This is a genomic window from Paraburkholderia sp. GAS33 (genome assembly GCF_050436645.1).
GTDB classification, from domain to species: domain Bacteria; phylum Pseudomonadota; class Gammaproteobacteria; order Burkholderiales; family Burkholderiaceae; genus Paraburkholderia; species Paraburkholderia phenazinium_B.
On sequence record NZ_JBNDMP010000009.1, the window covers coordinates 344,402 to 362,703 of the forward strand.

General features: G+C 62.8%; 15 protein-coding genes. 2 read left to right on the plus strand and 13 right to left on the minus strand.

The annotated features are described in order from the left end of the window. Nucleotides 1-21: 21 nt before the first annotated feature. Entirely contained in the window at nt 22-1,914 is a 1,893-nt protein-coding gene (locus P3T24_RS26610) for an ABCB family ABC transporter ATP-binding protein/permease (protein ID WP_429439351.1), read from the minus strand. A gap of 264 nt (nt 1,915-2,178) precedes the next feature. Between P3T24_RS26610 and P3T24_RS26615 the strand changes: the two genes are divergently transcribed. Next, complete coding sequence (locus P3T24_RS26615) at nt 2,179-2,574, plus strand: acyl-CoA thioesterase (protein WP_074263381.1); 396 nt, start codon at nt 2,179-2,181, stop codon at nt 2,572-2,574. A gap of 46 nt (nt 2,575-2,620) precedes the next feature. Here the strand turns inward: P3T24_RS26615 and P3T24_RS26620 are convergent, their stop codons facing one another. From P3T24_RS26620 to P3T24_RS26645, 6 genes are all read right to left on the minus strand, one after another. Next, a complete protein-coding gene (locus tag P3T24_RS26620) occupies nt 2,621-3,172 on the minus strand; it encodes a GNAT family N-acetyltransferase (protein ID WP_429439354.1) in 552 nt (183 codons plus the stop codon). A gap of 84 nt (nt 3,173-3,256) precedes the next feature. Further along, on the minus strand, nt 3,257-3,505 hold the full coding sequence (locus P3T24_RS26625) for a hypothetical protein (RefSeq protein WP_429286783.1): 249 nt from the start codon (nt 3,503-3,505) through the stop codon (nt 3,257-3,259). Between the two features lie 13 nt (nt 3,506-3,518). Next, nucleotides 3,519-4,046 (minus strand): N-acetyltransferase family protein, encoded by a 528-nt coding sequence (locus P3T24_RS26630; protein WP_429439356.1) that lies wholly within the window; start codon nt 4,044-4,046, stop codon nt 3,519-3,521. Continuing rightward, a complete protein-coding gene (locus tag P3T24_RS26635; RefSeq protein ID WP_429439359.1) occupies nt 4,043-4,651 on the minus strand; it encodes a helix-turn-helix domain-containing protein in 609 nt (202 codons plus the stop codon). Before P3T24_RS26635 ends, P3T24_RS26630 begins: the two co-directional genes overlap by 4 nt. A 47-nt stretch (nt 4,652-4,698) precedes the next feature. Further along, the gene (locus tag P3T24_RS26640; RefSeq protein ID WP_429286780.1) at nt 4,699-7,806 is read right to left on the minus strand and encodes a sensor domain-containing protein; all 3,108 of its coding nucleotides are present in this window, start codon (nt 7,804-7,806) and stop codon (nt 4,699-4,701) included. Between the two features lie 183 nt (nt 7,807-7,989). Beyond that, the gene (locus tag P3T24_RS26645) at nt 7,990-8,466 is read right to left on the minus strand and encodes a nitrate reductase associated protein (RefSeq protein WP_429286779.1); all 477 of its coding nucleotides are present in this window, start codon (nt 8,464-8,466) and stop codon (nt 7,990-7,992) included. 140 nt (nt 8,467-8,606) lie between these two features. Here P3T24_RS26645 and fdhD point away from each other — a divergent pair, with 140 nt between their 5' ends. Further along, entirely contained in the window at nt 8,607-9,437 is an 831-nt protein-coding gene (gene fdhD, locus P3T24_RS26650) for a formate dehydrogenase accessory sulfurtransferase FdhD (protein ID WP_429439362.1), read from the plus strand. Between the two features lie 19 nt (nt 9,438-9,456). Here the strand turns inward: fdhD and P3T24_RS26655 are convergent, their stop codons facing one another. From P3T24_RS26655 to clsB, 6 genes are all read right to left on the minus strand, one after another. Continuing rightward, entirely contained in the window at nt 9,457-10,227 is a 771-nt protein-coding gene (locus P3T24_RS26655) for an enoyl-CoA hydratase (RefSeq protein WP_429407135.1), read from the minus strand. A gap of 144 nt (nt 10,228-10,371) precedes the next feature. Next, on the minus strand, nt 10,372-11,571 hold the full coding sequence (locus tag P3T24_RS26660; RefSeq protein ID WP_429439365.1) for an acetyl-CoA C-acyltransferase: 1,200 nt from the start codon (nt 11,569-11,571) through the stop codon (nt 10,372-10,374). Between the two features lie 83 nt (nt 11,572-11,654). Continuing rightward, a complete protein-coding gene (locus P3T24_RS26665; protein ID WP_429439368.1) occupies nt 11,655-14,090 on the minus strand; it encodes a 3-hydroxyacyl-CoA dehydrogenase/enoyl-CoA hydratase family protein in 2,436 nt (811 codons plus the stop codon). 139 nt (nt 14,091-14,229) lie between these two features. Continuing rightward, the gene (locus tag P3T24_RS26670; RefSeq protein WP_429439371.1) at nt 14,230-16,017 is read right to left on the minus strand and encodes an acyl-CoA dehydrogenase C-terminal domain-containing protein; all 1,788 of its coding nucleotides are present in this window, start codon (nt 16,015-16,017) and stop codon (nt 14,230-14,232) included. 97 nt (nt 16,018-16,114) lie between these two features. Next, nucleotides 16,115-16,714, minus strand: a complete 600-nt coding sequence (locus tag P3T24_RS26675; protein WP_429439374.1) for a TetR/AcrR family transcriptional regulator — start codon at nt 16,712-16,714, stop codon at nt 16,115-16,117. Between the two features lie 365 nt (nt 16,715-17,079). Next, entirely contained in the window at nt 17,080-18,291 is a 1,212-nt protein-coding gene (clsB, locus tag P3T24_RS26680; protein WP_429439409.1) for a cardiolipin synthase ClsB, read from the minus strand. Nucleotides 18,292-18,302 lie beyond the last annotated feature (11 nt).

Consider the following 18,302-nt stretch of genomic DNA (forward strand, 5'->3'; position numbering starts at 1 on the left):
AGATACTCTGGCCACGCCTGGCTATCGCCCACTCTCACCGGCCACTACCACTTCGGGCGTGTCCTCCACTTGTGCAGCACGTTGCTGCTGCAGCGCCCACATCTGCGCGAACAACCCACCGGCCGTCAGCAACTCCGCATGCGTGCCGCGCTCGACGATACGCCCCTTGTCCATCACGATGATCTGCTGCGCATGCACGACGGTCGATAACCGGTGCGCAATGATCAGCGTGGTCCGCTCGCGGGCGATCAGGTCGAGTTCATGCTGAATGGCGCGCTCGGAGCGCGAATCGAGTGCGGAGGTCGCCTCGTCGAACAGCAGGATCGGCGGGTTCTTCAGGATCGTGCGGGCAATCGCCACGCGTTGCTTCTCGCCGCCGGACAGCTTCAGTCCGCGCTCGCCGACCGGCGTCTCGTAACCGTTCGGCAATCCTTCGATGAAATCGTGAATGTGTGCGGCGCGTGCCGCTGCAATCACTTCGTCGCGCGTCGCAGACGGGCGGCCATAGGCGATGTTGTAATAGATCGAATCGTTGAACAGCACCGTATCCTGCGGCACGATGCCGATCGAAGCCCGCAGCGAGTCCTGCGTCACATCGCGGATGTCCTGGCCGTCGATCGTAATCGCGCCGCCCGTGCCACGCTCCAGATCGTAGAAGCGGAACATCAGGCGAGCGAGCGTCGATTTGCCGGAGCCGCTGTGGCCAACCACCGCGGTCGTGGTGCCGGCGGGAATCGTGAAGCTCACGTCGTGCAGGATCTGCCGCGCCGGTTCATACGAAAAGTTGACATGCTCGAAACGCACTTGCGCGCCGCTCACGATGAGGTCTGGCGCATCCGGTGTGTCCGGTACTTCCTGCGGCGCACTGAGGAGCGTGAACATGCGATCCATGTCGGTCAGGCTCTGCTTCAGCTCGCGATACACCACGCCGAGAAAGTTCAGCGGAATGTAGAGCTGCAACATAAATGTGTTGATCAGCACCAGGTCGCCGAGCGTGAGCTTGCCCGCCATCACGCCTTCGGTCGCGCGCCACAGGATAAAGACAAGCCCCGCGCCGATAATTGCCTGCTGGCCGAAATTGAGCACCGACAGCGAATTCTGCGACTTGATCGCCGCGCTGCGGTAGCGCTGCAGGTTTTCGTCGTAACGCTGAGCTTCCCACTCTTCGTTGCCGAAATATTTGACGGTCTCGTAATTGAGCAGCGAGTCGATCGCCCGCGAGTTGGCGCGCGAGTCGAGATCGTTCATCGTGCGGCGAAAGTGCGTACGCCACTCGGTCATCTTCACCGTGAACGTGATGTACACGGCCAGCGCCACGAACGTGACGATCGCGTAATACACCTCGTATTTGACGATGAAGAAGCCGAGCACGAGGCCCACTTCGACCAGCGTCGGCAGAATGCTGTAGAGCGAATAGGAAATCAGCTGCGTGATGCCGCGTGTGCCGCGTTCGATGTCGCGCGACATGCCGCCCGTCTGCCGTTCGAGGTGAAAGCGCAGCGACAGCCCATGCAGATGACGGAACACTTTGAGCGCGAGCTGCCGCACCGCGCTTTGCGTCACCTTCGAGAAGAGGATTTCGCGCAACTCGGTAAACAGCGACGTGGACAACCGCACTACGGCATAGGCGACCACCAGCAGACCGACACCGCCTAGCAGCACGATGGCCGGCGCATGATCCGCGCGCCCGAGCGCCGTCAGATGCCGCACCGACGCGAGGCTGTCGACGATCCGCTTCATCACGATCGGCACGCCGAGATTGGCGACCTTCGCGCCGATCAGGCAACTGAGCGCAAGCACCACCCGCCCCTTGTATGTGGCGAGGTAAGGCAGCAGCGAGATGATCGTCTGCCAGTCGTTGCGCGGCTGGGTCGAGATCGGCGAGAGTTCGGAGGAGGCGGAGGAGCGGCGCATGGGGATCAGCTGGCGGTGGGGACGGAATCGACAGAGGCATCAGCAGGGCGCGCCGCCATCGGGTACCCGCCGCCCGCGCAATGCCGGCGGCAGGCATTTCGGCGCGCGACCCGGCTGGGCGCTTTCCCGTACAATTCCTGATCTCTCTATTGTCGCAGAAGCCGGCTGGCGCCGCTTTCCACGGGCTGGCCGGTTGCCGGTTGTCATGTTGTCGTGAAGAACCCGCCTGCTGGTCGAGCCAATCTGTTTCTCATGGGTGCCCCGATGAACGATCAACTTCAACTTCCGCAAAAATCCTGCGCGCTGCGCGTCGTGCCACAACCGTCCGACGCCAATGTTCACGGCGATGTGTTCGGCGGCTGGATCATGGCGCAGGTCGATATCGCCGGGTCGATTCCCGCCAGCCGGCGCGCTAACGGGCGGGTGGCGACCATCGCGGTCAATTCGTTCGTGTTCAAGCAGCCGGTGTTCGTCGGCGATCTGCTGAGCTTTTATGCGGATATCGTCAAGACCGGCAATACCTCGGTCACGATTGAAGTCACGGTGTACGCGCAGCGGATGAGTCTCGCGGAAGAAGTGGTGAAGGTCACCGAAGCGACCCTGACGTACGTCGCCACCGATAGCGACCGCCGTCCCCGCGCGTTGCCCTCAATCGACTAGGCGAAGTGGCGAGGCGGGCAGTTGCTCGCCTCTTCAGGCGGCTTGCTCAGGCCAGCCTCCAGTCCTTGCGCAGCAGGCTGAACTGCAGCAGGTCATGACGCTCACCCTGCCAGTAACCGGCTTCGCGCGCCCGCCCTTCCTGTACGAAGCCGAGGCCGTGCGCCAGCTTGAGCGAAGCGGCATTGTCCGGATGAATCTGCGCTTCGATGCGGTTCAGCATCATCTGCTCGAAGCCCCACGCGAGCGCCGCGGACAACGCTTCCGACATCAGCCCGGCGCCACGCGCCGAGCGAGCCAGTTCATAGCCGACCGTACAGGTCTGCCAGCCGCGATTCCATTTGAACAATCCACACGAGCCGATCAGCATCGCGTCGGACTTGCGTTCGATCCCCCAGCGCACTCCCGGGTTGGGCATCTTGCGCCAACCGGCAAAAGTCTCGATCAGCTTTTGCGCCTGCCGGACATCGACCATCGGGTCGACGCCATACCAGCGCATGCTGGGCGCGTCGCCGTGAATCGCAAACAGCGCCGGGGCGTCGCCGACGACGAGTTCGCGCAGCAGCAGCCGTTGCGTTTCGAGCGCGGGGAAGTCGCTCATCGAGCACCTGGGGAATGAGGAAATGCGAGGGCCAATTCTACACGGCCATCCACGCATGCCGACGCGATATTGGCTGAGATAGCCTCACAGGCTTCGATCGAGAATCGCCAGAAATTTTGTGCGCTCAGTTTGTTCGGAGACGCGAAAGCGCTCCCATTCGGTGCTCACGCGCAAATCCGCAAACAGGCCCGCTGCGTCCTCATGAAAATGCAGAAACGCTTTGCCTTTGCGATAGAAAACGCCCGGACGCGGCTCCTTGAGTTCTCCGCGCTCGCGTATCGAGCCGATCAGAACTGCGAGCGTGTCGAGTGCCGCTGGACCTGCATGCTTCATCTATCGCGCTCCCTCACAGATGCCGGTAATAAACCGTCGTCGCGCAAAACTCGCCGTCGGGCATCAGAGCGTACTTCGGCACGACGCCCACACGCTGCCACCCGGCCTTTTCGTACAAGCCCTCCGCCGCGCCGCCCGTGACGGTATCGAGCACCAGCACGCTCCTGCCCTCGTCACGCGCGGTATCTTCGACCGCCGCCATCAAGCGCTGCGCGATACCTCGCCGCCGCGCCTTGCGGCACACCAGCATCTTGCCGACGTCCGCACGATGAGGCTGATTGTCGGGTTGCGCGAAGATCAACTGCACTGTACCGAGTATCTCGCCCGCGCGGTTCTCCGCAATCAGCAGAGCCCGCTCGTTGCGCGCCACGCCCTCGGCGACGCCGCGCCAGAACCCGAGCGCTTTCTCGCGCGCGAGCGGCAACATATAGCCCACTGACGCCCCGCCTTCCACGCAATCGATCAGCACGTCCGCCAGCGCGTCTACACAGGCGACAGCCTCATTAGCGCCGATCCGGCGCACGCTAACCTCTCCGCTCATCCGTTTCTCCTTGCCGGCGTAAATGGCGCAAACGGTGTAAAGGGCACGCTGGTCAGCGCCACCAGATAGCGGGCCGACTCGCGCGTGGGATTACGAAACGCCGTGGGACAGTCGAGCCGCATCGAAAGACAGTCGCCCGCTTCCAGACGCCAGTGCGCGTCGCCCACCGTCATCTCCATCACGCCTTCGATCATCCAGACCTGCTGATGAATCTCGACGTCGCGCTCGCTGGTGTCGTAAGCAACCTGCTGCCCAGGCGGAAAGTTGACCTCGACTAACTGGATCGGCGAGCGTGCCGCAGACGACAGGTTGCGGCGGATATAACCCGAAGTCGGATCGGTCCATACCGGCTGGTCGCCGGCGCGGGACATCGGTGAAGGCTCGGCGGACTCGCTTGCGCTGTCTTCGAATAGCGAAGCGAGCGTCACGCGCAGGGCGGTGGCGAGCTTGTCGAGCACGGTGGCCGTTGGGCTGCTCTGACCGCGCTCGATCAGCGAGATCGTGGAGCGGCTCACGCCGCTGCGTTCGGCAAGCGTGTCGAGGGAATAGCCCTGGGCGTCGCGAAGCTCACGCACACGGCTGGCGATCCGGTTGTTGATATCCATGAATCCAGTTTAATGGAAAATAAATCCAGTAAACTAGATTTTTGCCGCTACGCCACCATCGCCGCCGCCCCAGCCTGCAGCAAGGCAGGAATCGCGTCGGTCGGCATCGGTCTCGAGAAGAAGTAGCCCTGCATTTCGTCGCAGGCGCGCTCTTTGAGAAAATCGAGTTGCTCCGATGTCTCCACGCCTTCGGCGATCACCTGCAGGTTCAGCGAATGCGCGAGCGCGATGATGGCCGACGTAATCGTCTCGTCGTCGCCCGACGTGCCGATGTCCGACACAAACGAGCGGTCGATCTTCAGACGGTCCACCGGAAAGCGCTTCAGATAGCTAAGGCTTGAATAGCCGGTGCCGAAGTCGTCGATGGCGAGCCCGATGCCCAGTGCGTGCAGCGAGTTGAGCATCAACACCGCTTCTTCGGCGTTGCGCATGATGGTGCTTTCAGTGAGCTCGAGTTCGAGGTACTGCGGCTCGAGTCCAGTCTCCGCGAGGATCTGCGTGACCACCTTGGCGATGTCGTGATGCTGGAATTGCCGGGCCGAGAGGTTCACCGAGACGCGCGCCGGCGGCAAGCCCTCGTCCTGCCAGGCCTTGTTCTGGCGGCACGCTTCGCGCATCACCCACTCGGACAACGGCCCGATCAGTCCGCACTCCTCCGCCACCGGAATGAACGACGACGGCGGGATCAGCCCCACCTCCGGGTCGCGCCAGCGCACCAGCGCCTCCATGCCCACGATCTGTCCGGTCACGATATCCACCTGCGGCTGGTAGTGCAGCAGGAACTCGTTATCGCGCAAGGCGCGCCGCAGACGTCGTTCGAGACTCAGCCGCGCGCCGGCGCTCACATTCATCTCCGGCTGGTAGAACTGGAAGTTGTTACGGCCCATGTCCTTCGCGCGATACATCGCGAGGTCGGCCTTCTTCATCAGGGTTTCGGTGTCGTCGCCGTCCTGCGGGAACAGGCTCGCGCCCATGCTGCAGCCCACGTACAGTTCCGTGCCGTCGAGCCACACCGGCTCGGAGATCGACGCACGCACGCGCTCCATCCACGCAATCAGCGACTGCTCGTCGACGGTGTCGGTCATCACGATCACGAATTCGTCGCCGCCATGCCGTGCCACCGTGTCGCTCGCGCGGGCGCAGCGCGCCAGGCGCTCGGCGACGACGCCCAATAGCCGGTCACCGACGCTGTGTCCGAGGCTGTCATTGACGTTCTTGAAGCCGTCCAGATCGATAAACACGACTGCGACACCCTTGTGGTGGCGCCGGGCGACGATCAGGGCGTGCTGCAGACGGTCGCGCAGCAGATTGCGGTTGGGCAGCCGGGTCAGGCTGTCGTAGTTCGCCTGGTATTCGAGCTGCTCCTGATAGCGCATCAGGTCGGTGACGTCGTTGATGACGCCGATGTGATGCGTGGTCTCGCCATCCGGATTCGGCACCGGCGCGATAAACAGCTGGTTCCAGAACAGCGCGCCGTCCTTGCGGTAATTGCGCAGCACCGCGCTCACTTCGCGATTGGCCGCAAGCGACTGGCGGATCGCCGAAATCCCTTCCTGATCCCGGTCGTCGCGTTGCAGCAGGCGGCAGTCCTGGCCGATCACCTCGGCCGGATCGTAGCCGGTGATGCGCTTGAACGCCGGATTCACGTATTCGATCAGATTGCCCGTCTCGGTCGGCCCGGTGATCAGAATCGCGTTGACGCTGGCATCGAGCGCGCGGCTTTGCAGACGCAGCGCCAGATCGGCGCGCTTGCGCTCGGTGATATCGGTGTAAGAACCGAGCACACCGATCACACGGCCGTCGCTATCGGTGAACGGCAGCTTGCTCGTCACTGTGGTGCGATGCACGCCGTCGATCACCAGGTCGGCCTCGAAGTTCATCTTTGGCACGCCGGTGGTGATTACTTCGACGTCGTGCGCCTGCACCTGATCGGCCAGCGCGCGCCAGGGCAGATCGTGATCGGTCTTGCCCACCACCTGCTCCGGATACGCCAGCCCGGCATCGCGAGCAAACGCCATGTTGCAGCCCAGATAACGCGATTGCTGATCCTTCCAGAAAATCCGCTGAGGAATATTGTCGATCACCGTTTCGAGCATCTGGTTCGAGCGCTGTGCCTCGGCTTCGGCATTGATCTGCTCGGTGACGTCATCGGCCAGCACGAAGATCGCGGGGCGGCCCATGTAGGTCAGCGAGTGATACGAGATGTCGGCGCTGATCGTCGAGCCGTCCTTGCGCCGGTGATGCCAGACACCGGCCATCGTGCGACCCTGGTTGGGGCCATCGTCGCTGCGCAGCAGATGCGACTCGAGGCGGCCGATCTCGCCGTTCGGACGGATCGCGCGGACCGTCATTGCAAGGAATTCGCTCTCCGAATAGCCATATTGCTGCACGGCTGCCGCGTTGACCGCGAGAAAACGCAGCGTCTCGCGATCGAAGATATACATCGGCACGGGATGGGTGTCGAACAGGCCGCGAAAGCGTTCGTCGTTGCGGTACAGGGCCTTGGCCATCCGCAGCCGCTCGCGCGCCGCGCTTTCACGTGCGCCGAACGTGAAGATCAGTAGCGAGCAACCGGCCAGCATTGTGACGATCAGCAGCAGCATCGCGTGCTGCGTACGCCGGTGCGATTCCGCCAGCGACACCTGCAAGGCGCGGTTTTCCTGCTGCCGCAACGCTGCCAGCGCCGTTTCCACGTGATCCAGTTCCATACCGAGCTGCGTGTAGGCCGACGCCGCCCATGCTCGCGATTCGTCCGGGCCGCTCGCCTGAGCCAGTGCCAGTGCGGCCGCGATTTCCTGCTGCAGTGTCCGGCTCTCGCTACTCAGCTTGCCCAGTGTGGCGGCCATGGCCGGTTCGTCGGCGAGTTCCGCCGCGAGCCTGTGCTCGAGCCCGGCGAGCGAAGCCGACATCACCGACGCCGCGTCGGCCGGTCCGGGCCGCCCGGTCGCCTCGAAGCGACCCAGCGTCGCGAGGCCGTCATCGAGCGCCGAGCGATAAGCGTCGAGATTCTGGCGGATGTCAGTCGAGCGCAGGGTGCGCACGTCGGCATCGCGCTGGCCGCAGATCTGCGTGTAGGCGACAAACGCGTTCGCGCCGACCGCTGCGGCGACGACTGCCAGATTGATCAGTAACCGCCTCGATAGGAAAGGAGTCATGGGTTCCGAACGTTATTCGTTCTGCAGGCGGGAGTGCGCTGAGGTCCGTGCGCATGAATGCATATGCAGCACGTGCTTGTTCTTGCCTCTGCGGGGTCTTTTTACGCGCCAACCCTTGGATAACGGCAACGAATCGGAACAGTTTGAGGGTGCGATGCAAAAATATTTGCGGGGCGGGGACGACTAGCCAGCCAGACCAAACTCTTTCATGGCGGGTACAAAGTCATGGTTCGCTTCGGGTTTGCGCGACAGCTTGGTAAGCACGTAGCGTTTGAACGGCTCGAGCGTGGCCCACTGGTCGGTGCTCGGGGCGTGCAGGCTGGCGAGTGCCACCTGATGCATCACGCCCTCCGGCACGGCGTTGGTCCGACGCCACGGAGGGGCGTCCTCGGGAGTGAACCATTCAGGCTCGACGTTGGCGTGCGTGCGCAGCATTTCGAACAGCGCATGATCGAAGTTCGGCTCAATGCTGGCGTCCTCTTCGACCGGAAAACGCGCGAGCAGCTTGCGGTCTTCGTGTGGCAGCATCTGCCACTGCGCGAGCGAGATGCGCAGCCCGAAGCGGTCGAGATTGAAGCGCACCGCCATCGGGATGTAGGTCAGATCTTCCGAAGACTCGACTTCGAAGTTGAACAGGAGCGGCGCCTCGTTGAGTCCCATGACAGTGTCCTCTTTGGTGGCGGGCCAACGCACAACGCCCGCTTGAGGTATTTTAGAACCTTATTCGTGCGGCGGCGGCCCGGCCAGGCTGGGCCAGGGGACAGTTCCCCACGCGCCGCATCGGTCTAGGAGTCAGGGTTTTGAACGAACTTGAAACGGCGGATCAACCGGGCGCTGTCGAGCGCCAGGTGCGCCGCCACCGCGGTGGCGCGGTGGAAACGGTCATTGACCACGTCGGTCAGGAGTGGCCGGTGGCGCTCGTCTTCAATGGCATTTCGCATGCGGTGATGATGTGCACGCCGCGCGATCTGGAGGCGTTCGCGGTCGGTTTCTCGATTTCGGAAGGGATCGTGGAGCGCGGCAGCGATATCCAGGACATCGAGGTGGAGCTGCATGACAGCGAAATGCCGCATGCCGAAGTGCAATTGCAGGTCGTGCAACAGGCCTTCGTCGAGCTGAAGGAAAAGCGCCGCGCGCTCGCGGGCCGGACTGGCTGCGGCGTGTGCGGGATCGAAAGCATCGATCTGCTGGATCTGAAGCCGGAGCGCGTGCCTGACACCGGTTTTCTGCAGCGGCTCGCACCGGATGCGATTGCCCGCGCAGCACGTGAGCTGCCGGCGCATCAGGCGCTGACCAAACTGACCGGCGGCCTGCACGCGGCGGCATGGTGCGACGCGGAAGGCGCCATCCGCCTTGCGTTCGAGGACGTGGGCCGTCATAACGCCCTGGATAAGCTGATCGGGCAGCTGGTGCTCGACCGGGCGGATACCAAGGATGGCTTTGTTTTCCTGTCGAGCCGTGCGAGCTATGAACTGGTGCGCAAGGCAGCACGCGTCGACGTGCCGATGCTGGCGACCATCTCGGCGCCGTCGTCGCTGGCGATTGCGATTGCACGCCAGGCCGGCGTACGGCTGGTGAGCTTTTGCCGCGAGGCGGGTTACGTCGACTACGACACGCTTGCGCCGACGTAAGCCCGTCGCTTGCTGCTGCTCAGTCGAACTGCCGAAAATCCGGCTTGCGCTTTTCGAAGAACGCCTTGAACGCCTCGCGCGCTTCCGGCGCGAGCAGCATCTTGCCGAAGTGCACGGCTTCATCGGACATCTGCGTTTGCAGTTCGTGGTGGCTCGCTCGCTTCATCAGCGACTTCGTCACACGCAGCGACGAAGCCGGCAGTGCCGCCAGCTTGACCGCTTGCTCGAGCGCGAATGCATCGACTTCCGCGGCCGGTAGCAGGCGGTTCACGAAGCCCATCTGTTGAGCTTCGCGCGCGTCGAACGCTTCACCCAGCAGCAGCTTTTCCGCTGCGGCCTGATAGCCGGCGACGCGCTGCAACAGCAGGCTCGAAGCCGCTTCCGGGCACAGCCCAAGTTGCGCAAACGGCAGCGAAAACGTCGCTGTATCGGCGGCATACACCAGGTCGCAATGCAGCAGCAGGGTCGTGCCGATCCCCACCGCCGGGCCCGCCACCGACGCCACCACCGGTTTCTCCGCCGAGCTGATCGCGCGCAGGAACTGGAACACCGGCGCGCTTTCGCCCATCGGCGGCGTCTTCATGAAATCTTCCAGATCGTTGCCGGCGCTGAAAATGCCGACGCTGCCGCGAATCAGGATCGCGCGCACGGACGTGTCGCCCTGCGCTTCGACCAGCGCATCGGCCATCGTCTGGTACATGGCGGCCGTAATCGCGTTCTTCTTGTCCGGCCGGTTGAAGGCAATCGTCAGCACGCCGTTGGCGCGCTCGACCAGAATGTCCATCGTCATCTCCTGTTAGTCCCGCTCAGTGCTGCGCAACACTGCCTGTCGAGGCGGTAATGCGGCTGTGATGCGGCTGAATGAAAAAACGGTTCGCAGGCCTCAGGGCTTACGAACCGTTCTGAGGTCTTCAAAGGACCTGTGCGTACACGATTACAGACGCTCAATGATGCCCGCTGCGCCCATCCCTGTGCCGACGCACATCGTGACCATGCCGTACTTGTAGTTGCGACGGCGCAGGCCGTGCACCACTGTCGACGCACGAATCGCGCCCGTCGCGCCGAGCGGATGGCCCAGTGCAATCGCGCCGCCAAGCGGGTTGATCTTCGACGGATCGAGACCGAGGTCCTGGATCACCGCCAGCGACTGCGCGGCGAACGCTTCGTTCAGCTCGATCCAGTCCAGGTCTTCGATCTTCAGACCCGCGGCCTTCAGCGCAGCCGGAATCGCTTCCTTCGGACCGATGCCCATGATTTCCGGCGGCACGCCGCGCACGGCGAAGCTGACGAAACGCGCGAGCGGCGTCAGGTTGAACTCCTTCAACATCTTCTCCGACACCACGATCAGCGCGCCCGCGCCATCCGAGGTCTGCGAGCTGTTGCCGGCCGTCACCGAACCCTTGTTGGCGAAGACGGTGCGCAGCTTGGCCAGACCTTCCAGCGACGTGTCCGCGCGCGGACCTTCGTCGAGTGCGACTTCGCGCGTCTTCACCTTCACTTCGCCGGTGGCGAGATCGGGGAAACGCTCGGTGATCGTGTAGGCGGCGATTTCGTCGTTGAACTCGCCGGCCTGCTGCGCGGCGATCGCGCGGCGATGCGATTCGACCGAGAACTGGTCTTGCGCTTCGCGGCTGATCTTCCAGCGCTCGGCGACCTTCTCGGCAGTCAGGCCCATGCCATAGGCGATGCCGAAGTCTTCGCTGCGATCGAAGATGTGCGGCGACATCGACGGCTTGTTGCCCATCATCGGCACCATGCTCATCGATTCGCAGCCGCCGGCGATCATCGCGTCCGATTCGCCGACGCGAATGCGGTCAGCGGCCATCGCCAGGGCGGTCAGACCTGACGCGCAGAAGCGGTTCACCGTGACGCCGCCGACCGAGTTCGGCAGACCGGCCAGCAGTGCACCCATGCGCGCCACGTTCAGCCCTTGTTCCGCTTCCGGAATTGCGCAGCCGATGATGGCGTCTTCGATCACCTTCGTGTCGAGACCGGGCACTTGCGCCACGGCCGCTTTGATCGCGTGCACCAGCAGTTCGTCGGGGCGCGTGTTCTTGAACATCCCGCGCGGCGCCTTGCCGATCGGCGTGCGGCTCGCGGCGACGATGTATGCGTCTTGCAATTGCTTTGTCATTTGAAGAGCTCCTATGTCGGCCAGAGTTAGCGCTTCAGCGCTTACTCTGGCCCCATGCGATTTATGCGGGCGATCGTCGCGCGTTAGTTACGCACCGGCTTGCCGGTTTGCAGCATGCCCATGATCCGTTCCTGCGTCTTCTGCGTGCCGAGCAGGTCGACGAACGCACGGCGCTCGAGTTTCAGCAGCCATTCTTCATCCACCAGGCTGCCCGCTTCGACATCGCCGCCGCACACGGCTTCGGCGATACGGCTCGCGATCAGGTAATCGTGATCGCTAATGAAACGGCCATCGCGCATATTGACGAGCGACGCCTTGATCGTCGCAATCGCCGAGCGGCCTGCAACCGGCACCTGCGTCACACGCAGCGGCGGACGATACCCGGCCGCGGCCAGCGCACGCGCTTCCTTCTTCGCCACATCGAGCAGCTCAAACACGTTGAAGACGATCGTGTCGGACGGCTTCAGATAACCCATTGCACGGGCGTCGAGCGCGGAGGCCGAGACCTTCGCCATCGCGGCGTTTTCAAACGACTTCTGCACGAACTTCAGGAGATCGTTGGTGGCACCAGCCTGCGTCGCCGCTTCCGCTGCGCGCAGCGCCGCTTCCTTCAGACCGCCGCCAGCGGGAACCAGACCCACGCCCACTTCCACCAGACCGATGTAGCTCTCGATATGCGCCACACGCTTCGCGCTTTGCAGCACGAGTTCGCAACCGCCGCCGAGCGCGATGCCCGACACAGCCGAGACCACCGGCACGTTCGCGTACTTCACGCGCAGCATGCCTTGCTGGAACTTCTGCACGAACGGCTCGATACCCTTCGCACCGCCCGTCATGAACGCAGGCAGCGCCTCTTCCAGATTCGCGCCTGCCGAGAACGGACCGCCCGGCGTACCGAGCTTCAGCGACGTGGGTTGCCACACCACGAGGCCCTTGTATTCCTTTTCGGCCAGTTCGATCGCTTGCGTGAGGCCATCGATTACCGATGGCCCAATCGTGTTCATCTTGCTCTTGAACGAGACGATCAGGACGTCGTCCTCGCCCGCACGATCGTCGACCCATGCGCGAACCGCATCGGTTTCGAACAGCGTCTTGCCGTAAGTCTTCGGATCGGCACCGGTCTCGCCGACCAGCGGCGCACGGAACACCTGTTTGTCATAGACGCCCAAGGAAGAACGCGGCACGAAAGACTTCGAAGCCGGCGACCACGAACCTTCGTTCGTATGCACGCCGCCCTTCTCGGCAACCGGACCTTCAAGCACCCACGACGGCAGCGGCGCGCCCGACAGCGCCTTGCCTGCGGCGATGTCTTCCTGCACCCACTCGGCGACCTGCTTCCAGCCGGCCGTCTGCCAGCCTTCGAACGGACCTTCATTCCAGCCGAAGCCCCAACGGATGGCCAGATCGACATCACGCGCGTTATCGGCGATCGACTCCAGATGCACGCCGATGTAATGAAACACATCGCGGAAGATCGACCACAGGAACTGCGCCTGCGGATGTTGCGATTCGCGCAGCAGTTTCAGACGCTCTGCCGGCGGACGCTTGAGGATGCGGCCCACCAGTTCGTCGGCCTTCGCGCCGCCGTCGACATACTCGCCCGTCTTCGGGTCGAGCACCTTGATCGCCTTGCCTTCCTTCTTGTAGAAGCCGCCGCCGGTCTTCTGACCGAGCGCACCCTTCTTCACGAGTTCGGCGAGCACGGCCGGTGTTTCGTAGACCGGGAAGAACGGGTCGTCCTTCAGGTTGTCCTGCATTGTCTTGATGACGTGCGCCATCGTGTCGAGACCGACCACGTCGGCGGTGCGGAACGTTGCCGACTTCGCGCGGCCCAGACGCGAGCCCGTCAGATCGTCCACCTCGTCGAAACGCAGACCGAACTTCGCCGCTTCGGTGATGACCGCGAGGATCGAGAAAAGGCCCACCCGGTTGGCGATGAAGTTCGGCGTATCTTTCGCACGCACGACGCCCTTGCCAACCACGCTCGTCAGGAACGTTTCGAGCTGATCGAGAATTTCCGGACGCGTCGCCGCGGTCGGAATCAGCTCGACCAGATGCATATATCGCGGCGGATTGAAGAAGTGCACGCCGCAGAAGCGCGACTTCAGTTCATCCGAGAAACCTTGCGACAGTTCGGTGATCGACAGACCCGACGTGTTGCTCGCGAAAATCGCGTTCGACGCGATATGCGGCGAGACTTTCTTGTACAGGTCGTGTTTCCAGTCCATCCGTTCGGCGATTGCTTCGATCACGAGATCGCACTCGGCGAGCTTCTCGATGTCGTCGTCGTAGTTGGCGGGCTGGATGTATTGCGCGTCTTCCTTCACGCCAAACGGCGCCGGCGACAGCTTCTTCAGATTCTCGATCGCCTTCAGTGCGATCGCGTTCTTCGGGCCTTCCTTGGCAGGCAGGTCGAACAGCAGCACAGGCACCTTGGCGTTGATCAGGTGCGCAGCGATCTGCGCGCCCATCACGCCGGCGCCGAGCACGGCTACCTTGCGAATGATCAGATTGCTCACGTCGTTCCTCCGGGGGAGTTATGCGGGTGTCGCGTAATGTTTGCGTGGGTTTCGCGCGCGGTGCACGCGGGCTTCGCAATGTGTGGCTGGCGGCAGGGCCGCGCGTTTCAGGCACGCGCGGCCCTGCCGTGATGTGGCTTTAGAACAGCGACTCTTCGACGTCCATCAACGACTTCGAACCGGCGCGTGCCTGGCGAATCGTCATGGCCGTTTCCGGCAGCAGCTTGGCGAAGTAGAAGCGCGCGGTGGCGAGCTTGGCCTTGTAGAACGGATCGCCGGACGCTTCCTTGTCCAGGGCGACGCGCGCCATGCGGGCCCAGAAGTACGAGAACACCAGATGGCCGACGGTGCGCAGATACGGCACCGCGGCGGCGCCGACTTCGTCCGGGTTCTGCATGGCCTTCATGCCGATTTCCATGGTGAGCTTCTGCACCTCGTCGCCGATGTCGGCGAGCGGGTTCACGAACTCCTGCATTTCCGGCTTGATACCTTCGGCTTCGACGAACTCCGTCACCAGCTTGCCGAACTTCTTCATCTTCGCGCCCATGTCGCCGAGGACCTTGCGGCCGAGCAGGTCGAGCGACTGGATCGCGTTGGTGCCTTCGTAGATCATGTTGATGCGCGCGTCGCGCACGTACTGCTCCATGCCCCACTCGGCGATGAAGCCGTGGCCGCCGTAAATCTGCATGGCGTGGTTGGTGCTCTCGAACGCGTTGTCCGAGAGGAACGCTTTCAGGATTGGCGTGAGCAGCGCGACGAGGTCGGCCGCGTCCTTGCGCACCGATTCTTCGGCGTGCGACAGTTCCTTGTCGATATGCAGCGCGGACCAGTATGAGAACGCGCGCGCGCCTTCGGCGTAGGCCTTCTGCGTGAGCAGCATGCGGCGCACATCCGGATGCACGATGATCGGGTCAGCGGCCTTTTCAGGCGCCTTCGGGCCGGTCAGCGAACGCATCTGCAGACGCTCTTTCGCGTAAGTCAGCGAGTTCTGATAGCCGATTTCGGTCAGCCCCAGGCTCTGCATACCGACGCCCAGACGCGCGGCGTTCATCATCACGAACATTGCGTTCAAGCCCTTGTTCGGCTCGCCGACCAGCCAGCCCTTGGCGTTGTCGAGATTGATCACGCAGGTGGCGTTACCGTGGATGCCCATCTTGTGTTCGATGGAACCGCACTTCACGGTATTGCGTTCGCCCGGCTCGCCGGCTTCGTTCGGCACGAACTTAGGTACGATGAAGAGCGAAATGCCCTTGGTGCCCTTCGGTGCATCCGGCAGACGCGCGAGCACCAGGTGAACGATGTTCTCCGCGAGGTCGTGTTCGCCGCTGGAGATGAAAATCTTGGTGCCGCTGATCGAGTAAGAGCCGTCGACGTTCGGTTCGGCCTTGGTGCGCAGGATACCGAGATCCGTGCCGCAATGCGGCTCGGTCAGACACATCGTGCCGGTCCACGTACCGGAGACGAGTTTGGGCAGATACGTCTGCTGCAGTTCCGGCGTGCCGTGCGCATGCAGGCATTCATACGCGCCGTGCGACAGGCCCGGGTACATCGTCCACGCCTGGTTCGCCGAATTAAGCATTTCGTACAGAGCGTTGTTGACGAACGCGGGCAGGCCCTGACCACCGTATTCCGGATCGCAACCGAGCGCCGGCCAGCCAGCCTCGACATATTGCTTATAAGCTTCCTTGAAACCCTTCGGCGTAGTCACGACGCCGTCGCCGACGTACGTGCAGCCTTCCTGGTCGCCGCTCTGATTCAGCGGGAACAGCACTTCGGAGCAGAACTTGCCGGCTTCTTCCAGCACTGCATTGATCGTATCGGCATCGAGATCCGCGTGCTTCGGCATCTGCTTGATCTCATCTTCGACATTAAGCAGCTCGTGCAACACGAATTGCATGTCGCGCAACGGCGCGGCGTACTGTCCCATGACTCTCTCCAAAGTTTGACAAGGAGCCAGGCCGTCAACTCCAGTCCGTGTCCGGACCTTTTCAGCGCCGCTGGATCCGCCGGATCCGGCTGCCCTGCTAACGGCTTTCGCTCTGATACGAAACAATCAGTTTTTCGAGCGCGGCCCAGGTCAGAGGCACTGCATCCGGTAAGTGCAGGAAGCGTGCGTCGTGATGCAGGCCGAGCGTGAAGCTGTACAGTTCGAACAGCATCAGTTGCGGGTTCGTGTCCGCACGCAGATGCCCTTCTTCCATTGCCTGCGAAATGGCCCGGGTGAGCGCTGCACGCCAGATCGTCACGCTCGACACCAGTTGCTCGCGCACCGGGTTGTCCGCGCGGTCGTCATACTCGACCGCACCGCTGATGTAGATGCATCCGGTAGTCACTTCCTGGATGCGCTTCTCAATCCAGCGGGAGATCATTGCGCGCAAACGCGGCAAGCCGCGCAGCTCACGCAGACTCGGGAAAAACACCTCGTCTTCGAAACGACGGTGATATTCGCGCACCACTTCAACCTGCAAGTCCTCGCGCGACCCGAAGTGCGCAAACACGCCGCTCTTGCTCATCTGCATGCGCTCGGCCAGCAGCCCTATCGTCAGACCTTCCAGTCCGTCGCGGCTTGCCAGATCGAGTGCTGCATCGAGAATCGCGACCCGCGTTTGTTCGCCTTTTCGCATAGCTGTTTTTACCGTTCTTATGTGACCGAAAGAAAATCGAACGGCCGTACTATTATTGAGTGCTGCCGTCCGCGAAACAAGGACTTTATTAGAAACCGGTTTCTAACCGGAGCATCAATTTTGCGTCATACGTCTATCGGACGCGGGAGATTTTTTTAGAGGGGTTTGTCTTGTCGGCGCGATCCGGTTTGACGCGTGTCGCAACTCCCGGGGCGATTTGGCGCGATGGACGCGCAGGGGACGTTCGGGCAGGCGGGTTTGCCCTGGGCCTCGGGGCGACCGCGTGCATGATTCATTCAGCGCCAGAGCATCGCGGTCGAGCAATGACATCATCCGTTCCCGAGCTTGCTTGCGGCAAAACCGGTCTAGTCGTACCCGCCGACCGTCAGCAGTTTCATCACGACGCGGTAGGTGTTGTAGGCCAGCCAGTTCAGCGCGCGCTCGCCTGCAGGACGGGCCTCGTAGTGCTCGATATCGATACGGCGCGACTCGTCGAAGGCAGTCAGGATCGCCTCGCGCAACGCCTTGATTTGCGGGTCATGCACTAGCACGACGTTGGCCTCGTTGTTCAGCATAAGACTCAGCGCGTCGAGATTCGACGAGCCCACTGTACCCCAGGCCGAATCGACAACGGCCACCTTGCCGTGCAGCATCGTCTTTTCGTATTCGGCGATCTTCACGCCGGCCTTCAGCAACGAGCGGTACAGGAAAGGCACTGCGTAATCGAGCGCGGCAAACTCCTTCCTGCCGATGATCAGCTTCACGTCCACCTCACGCCGCGCCGCGAACACCAGCGCACGGCGCAGCTTGCGGCCCGGCATGAAGTAGGGATTGGCGAGCAGCACCTCGGTGCGCGCCTGACCGATCGCGGTGAGGTAAGCCTTCTCGATGGCGCGGCGGTTGATCAGGTTGTCGCGCGCGACGAACGCCACCGCGGGTTCGCCAACGCCGCGCAGATCGGCGCTGCGGTTGTGGCCGCGGGCCGGTGCGCCGGAACTGGTGTCGTCCTTGAAGGTGAAATCGGGCTGCAGCGCTTCGACCGGACGGTGACCGAAACGGATCCGGTGCCATTGGCTCTCGAACGCCTCGCGGACATCGGCGACCACCGGCCCCTGCAGCTCGACCGCAAAGTCCCAGCGCCGATACGGCAAACGCGCACCGTCGTTCTCGTAGTCATCGACGATATTGATGCCGCCGCACCAGGCGAACTGATCGTCGACCACGGCCAGCTTGCGATGCGTGCGCGAAAAACCGAAGCGGCCAAACAGATGCGGGTTGTAGATCCGATGCTCGATGCCGCGCTCGGGCCAGTCGTGGAAGATCGGCAGACGGGCGGTGCCGATGCCGTCGGTGATCACGCGCACACGCACGCCGCGGGCGGCGGCGCGCAGCAACGCGGCACTGACCGCCTGGCCGGCGTCGTCATTGCAGAAGATGTAGGTTTCGAGAACGACATCTTTCTCCGCCGCATCGACGCGCGCGATCAACGAAGTAAAAAACGCCTCCCCGGAGCGGAACAGTTGGACTTCGTTACCGGCGGTGAAGCGGAACTTCGACCAGTAACGACGACCGAACAGGGTTTGCCGAA

What these genes read in the sequence shown, in the direction of transcription:
- P3T24_RS26655 (WP_429407135.1), bottom strand. Translation starts at nt 10,227, where the DNA reads ATGACGATGGACATTCTGGTCGAGCGCGCCAACGGCGTGCTGACGATT.
- P3T24_RS26675 (WP_429439374.1), bottom strand. Translation starts at nt 16,714, where the DNA reads ATGCGAAAAGGCGAACAAACGCGGGTCGCGATTCTCGATGCAGCACTC.
- P3T24_RS26635 (WP_429439359.1), bottom strand. Translation starts at nt 4,651, where the DNA reads ATGGATATCAACAACCGGATCGCCAGCCGTGTGCGTGAGCTTCGCGAC.
- P3T24_RS26620 (WP_429439354.1), bottom strand. Translation starts at nt 3,172, where the DNA reads ATGAGCGACTTCCCCGCGCTCGAAACGCAACGGCTGCTGCTGCGCGAA.
- P3T24_RS26610 (WP_429439351.1), bottom strand. Translation starts at nt 1,914, where the DNA reads ATGCGCCGCTCCTCCGCCTCCTCCGAACTCTCGCCGATCTCGACCCAG.
- P3T24_RS26660 (WP_429439365.1), bottom strand. Translation starts at nt 11,571, where the DNA reads ATGACAAAGCAATTGCAAGACGCATACATCGTCGCCGCGAGCCGCACG.
- P3T24_RS26670 (WP_429439371.1), bottom strand. Translation starts at nt 16,017, where the DNA reads ATGGGACAGTACGCCGCGCCGTTGCGCGACATGCAATTCGTGTTGCAC.
- P3T24_RS26645 (WP_429286779.1), bottom strand. Translation starts at nt 8,466, where the DNA reads ATGGGACTCAACGAGGCGCCGCTCCTGTTCAACTTCGAAGTCGAGTCT.
- P3T24_RS26615 (WP_074263381.1), top strand. Translation starts at nt 2,179, where the DNA reads ATGAACGATCAACTTCAACTTCCGCAAAAATCCTGCGCGCTGCGCGTC.
- P3T24_RS26630 (WP_429439356.1), bottom strand. Translation starts at nt 4,046, where the DNA reads ATGAGCGGAGAGGTTAGCGTGCGCCGGATCGGCGCTAATGAGGCTGTC.
- P3T24_RS26640 (WP_429286780.1), bottom strand. Translation starts at nt 7,806, where the DNA reads ATGACTCCTTTCCTATCGAGGCGGTTACTGATCAATCTGGCAGTCGTC.
- P3T24_RS26625 (WP_429286783.1), bottom strand. Translation starts at nt 3,505, where the DNA reads ATGAAGCATGCAGGTCCAGCGGCACTCGACACGCTCGCAGTTCTGATC.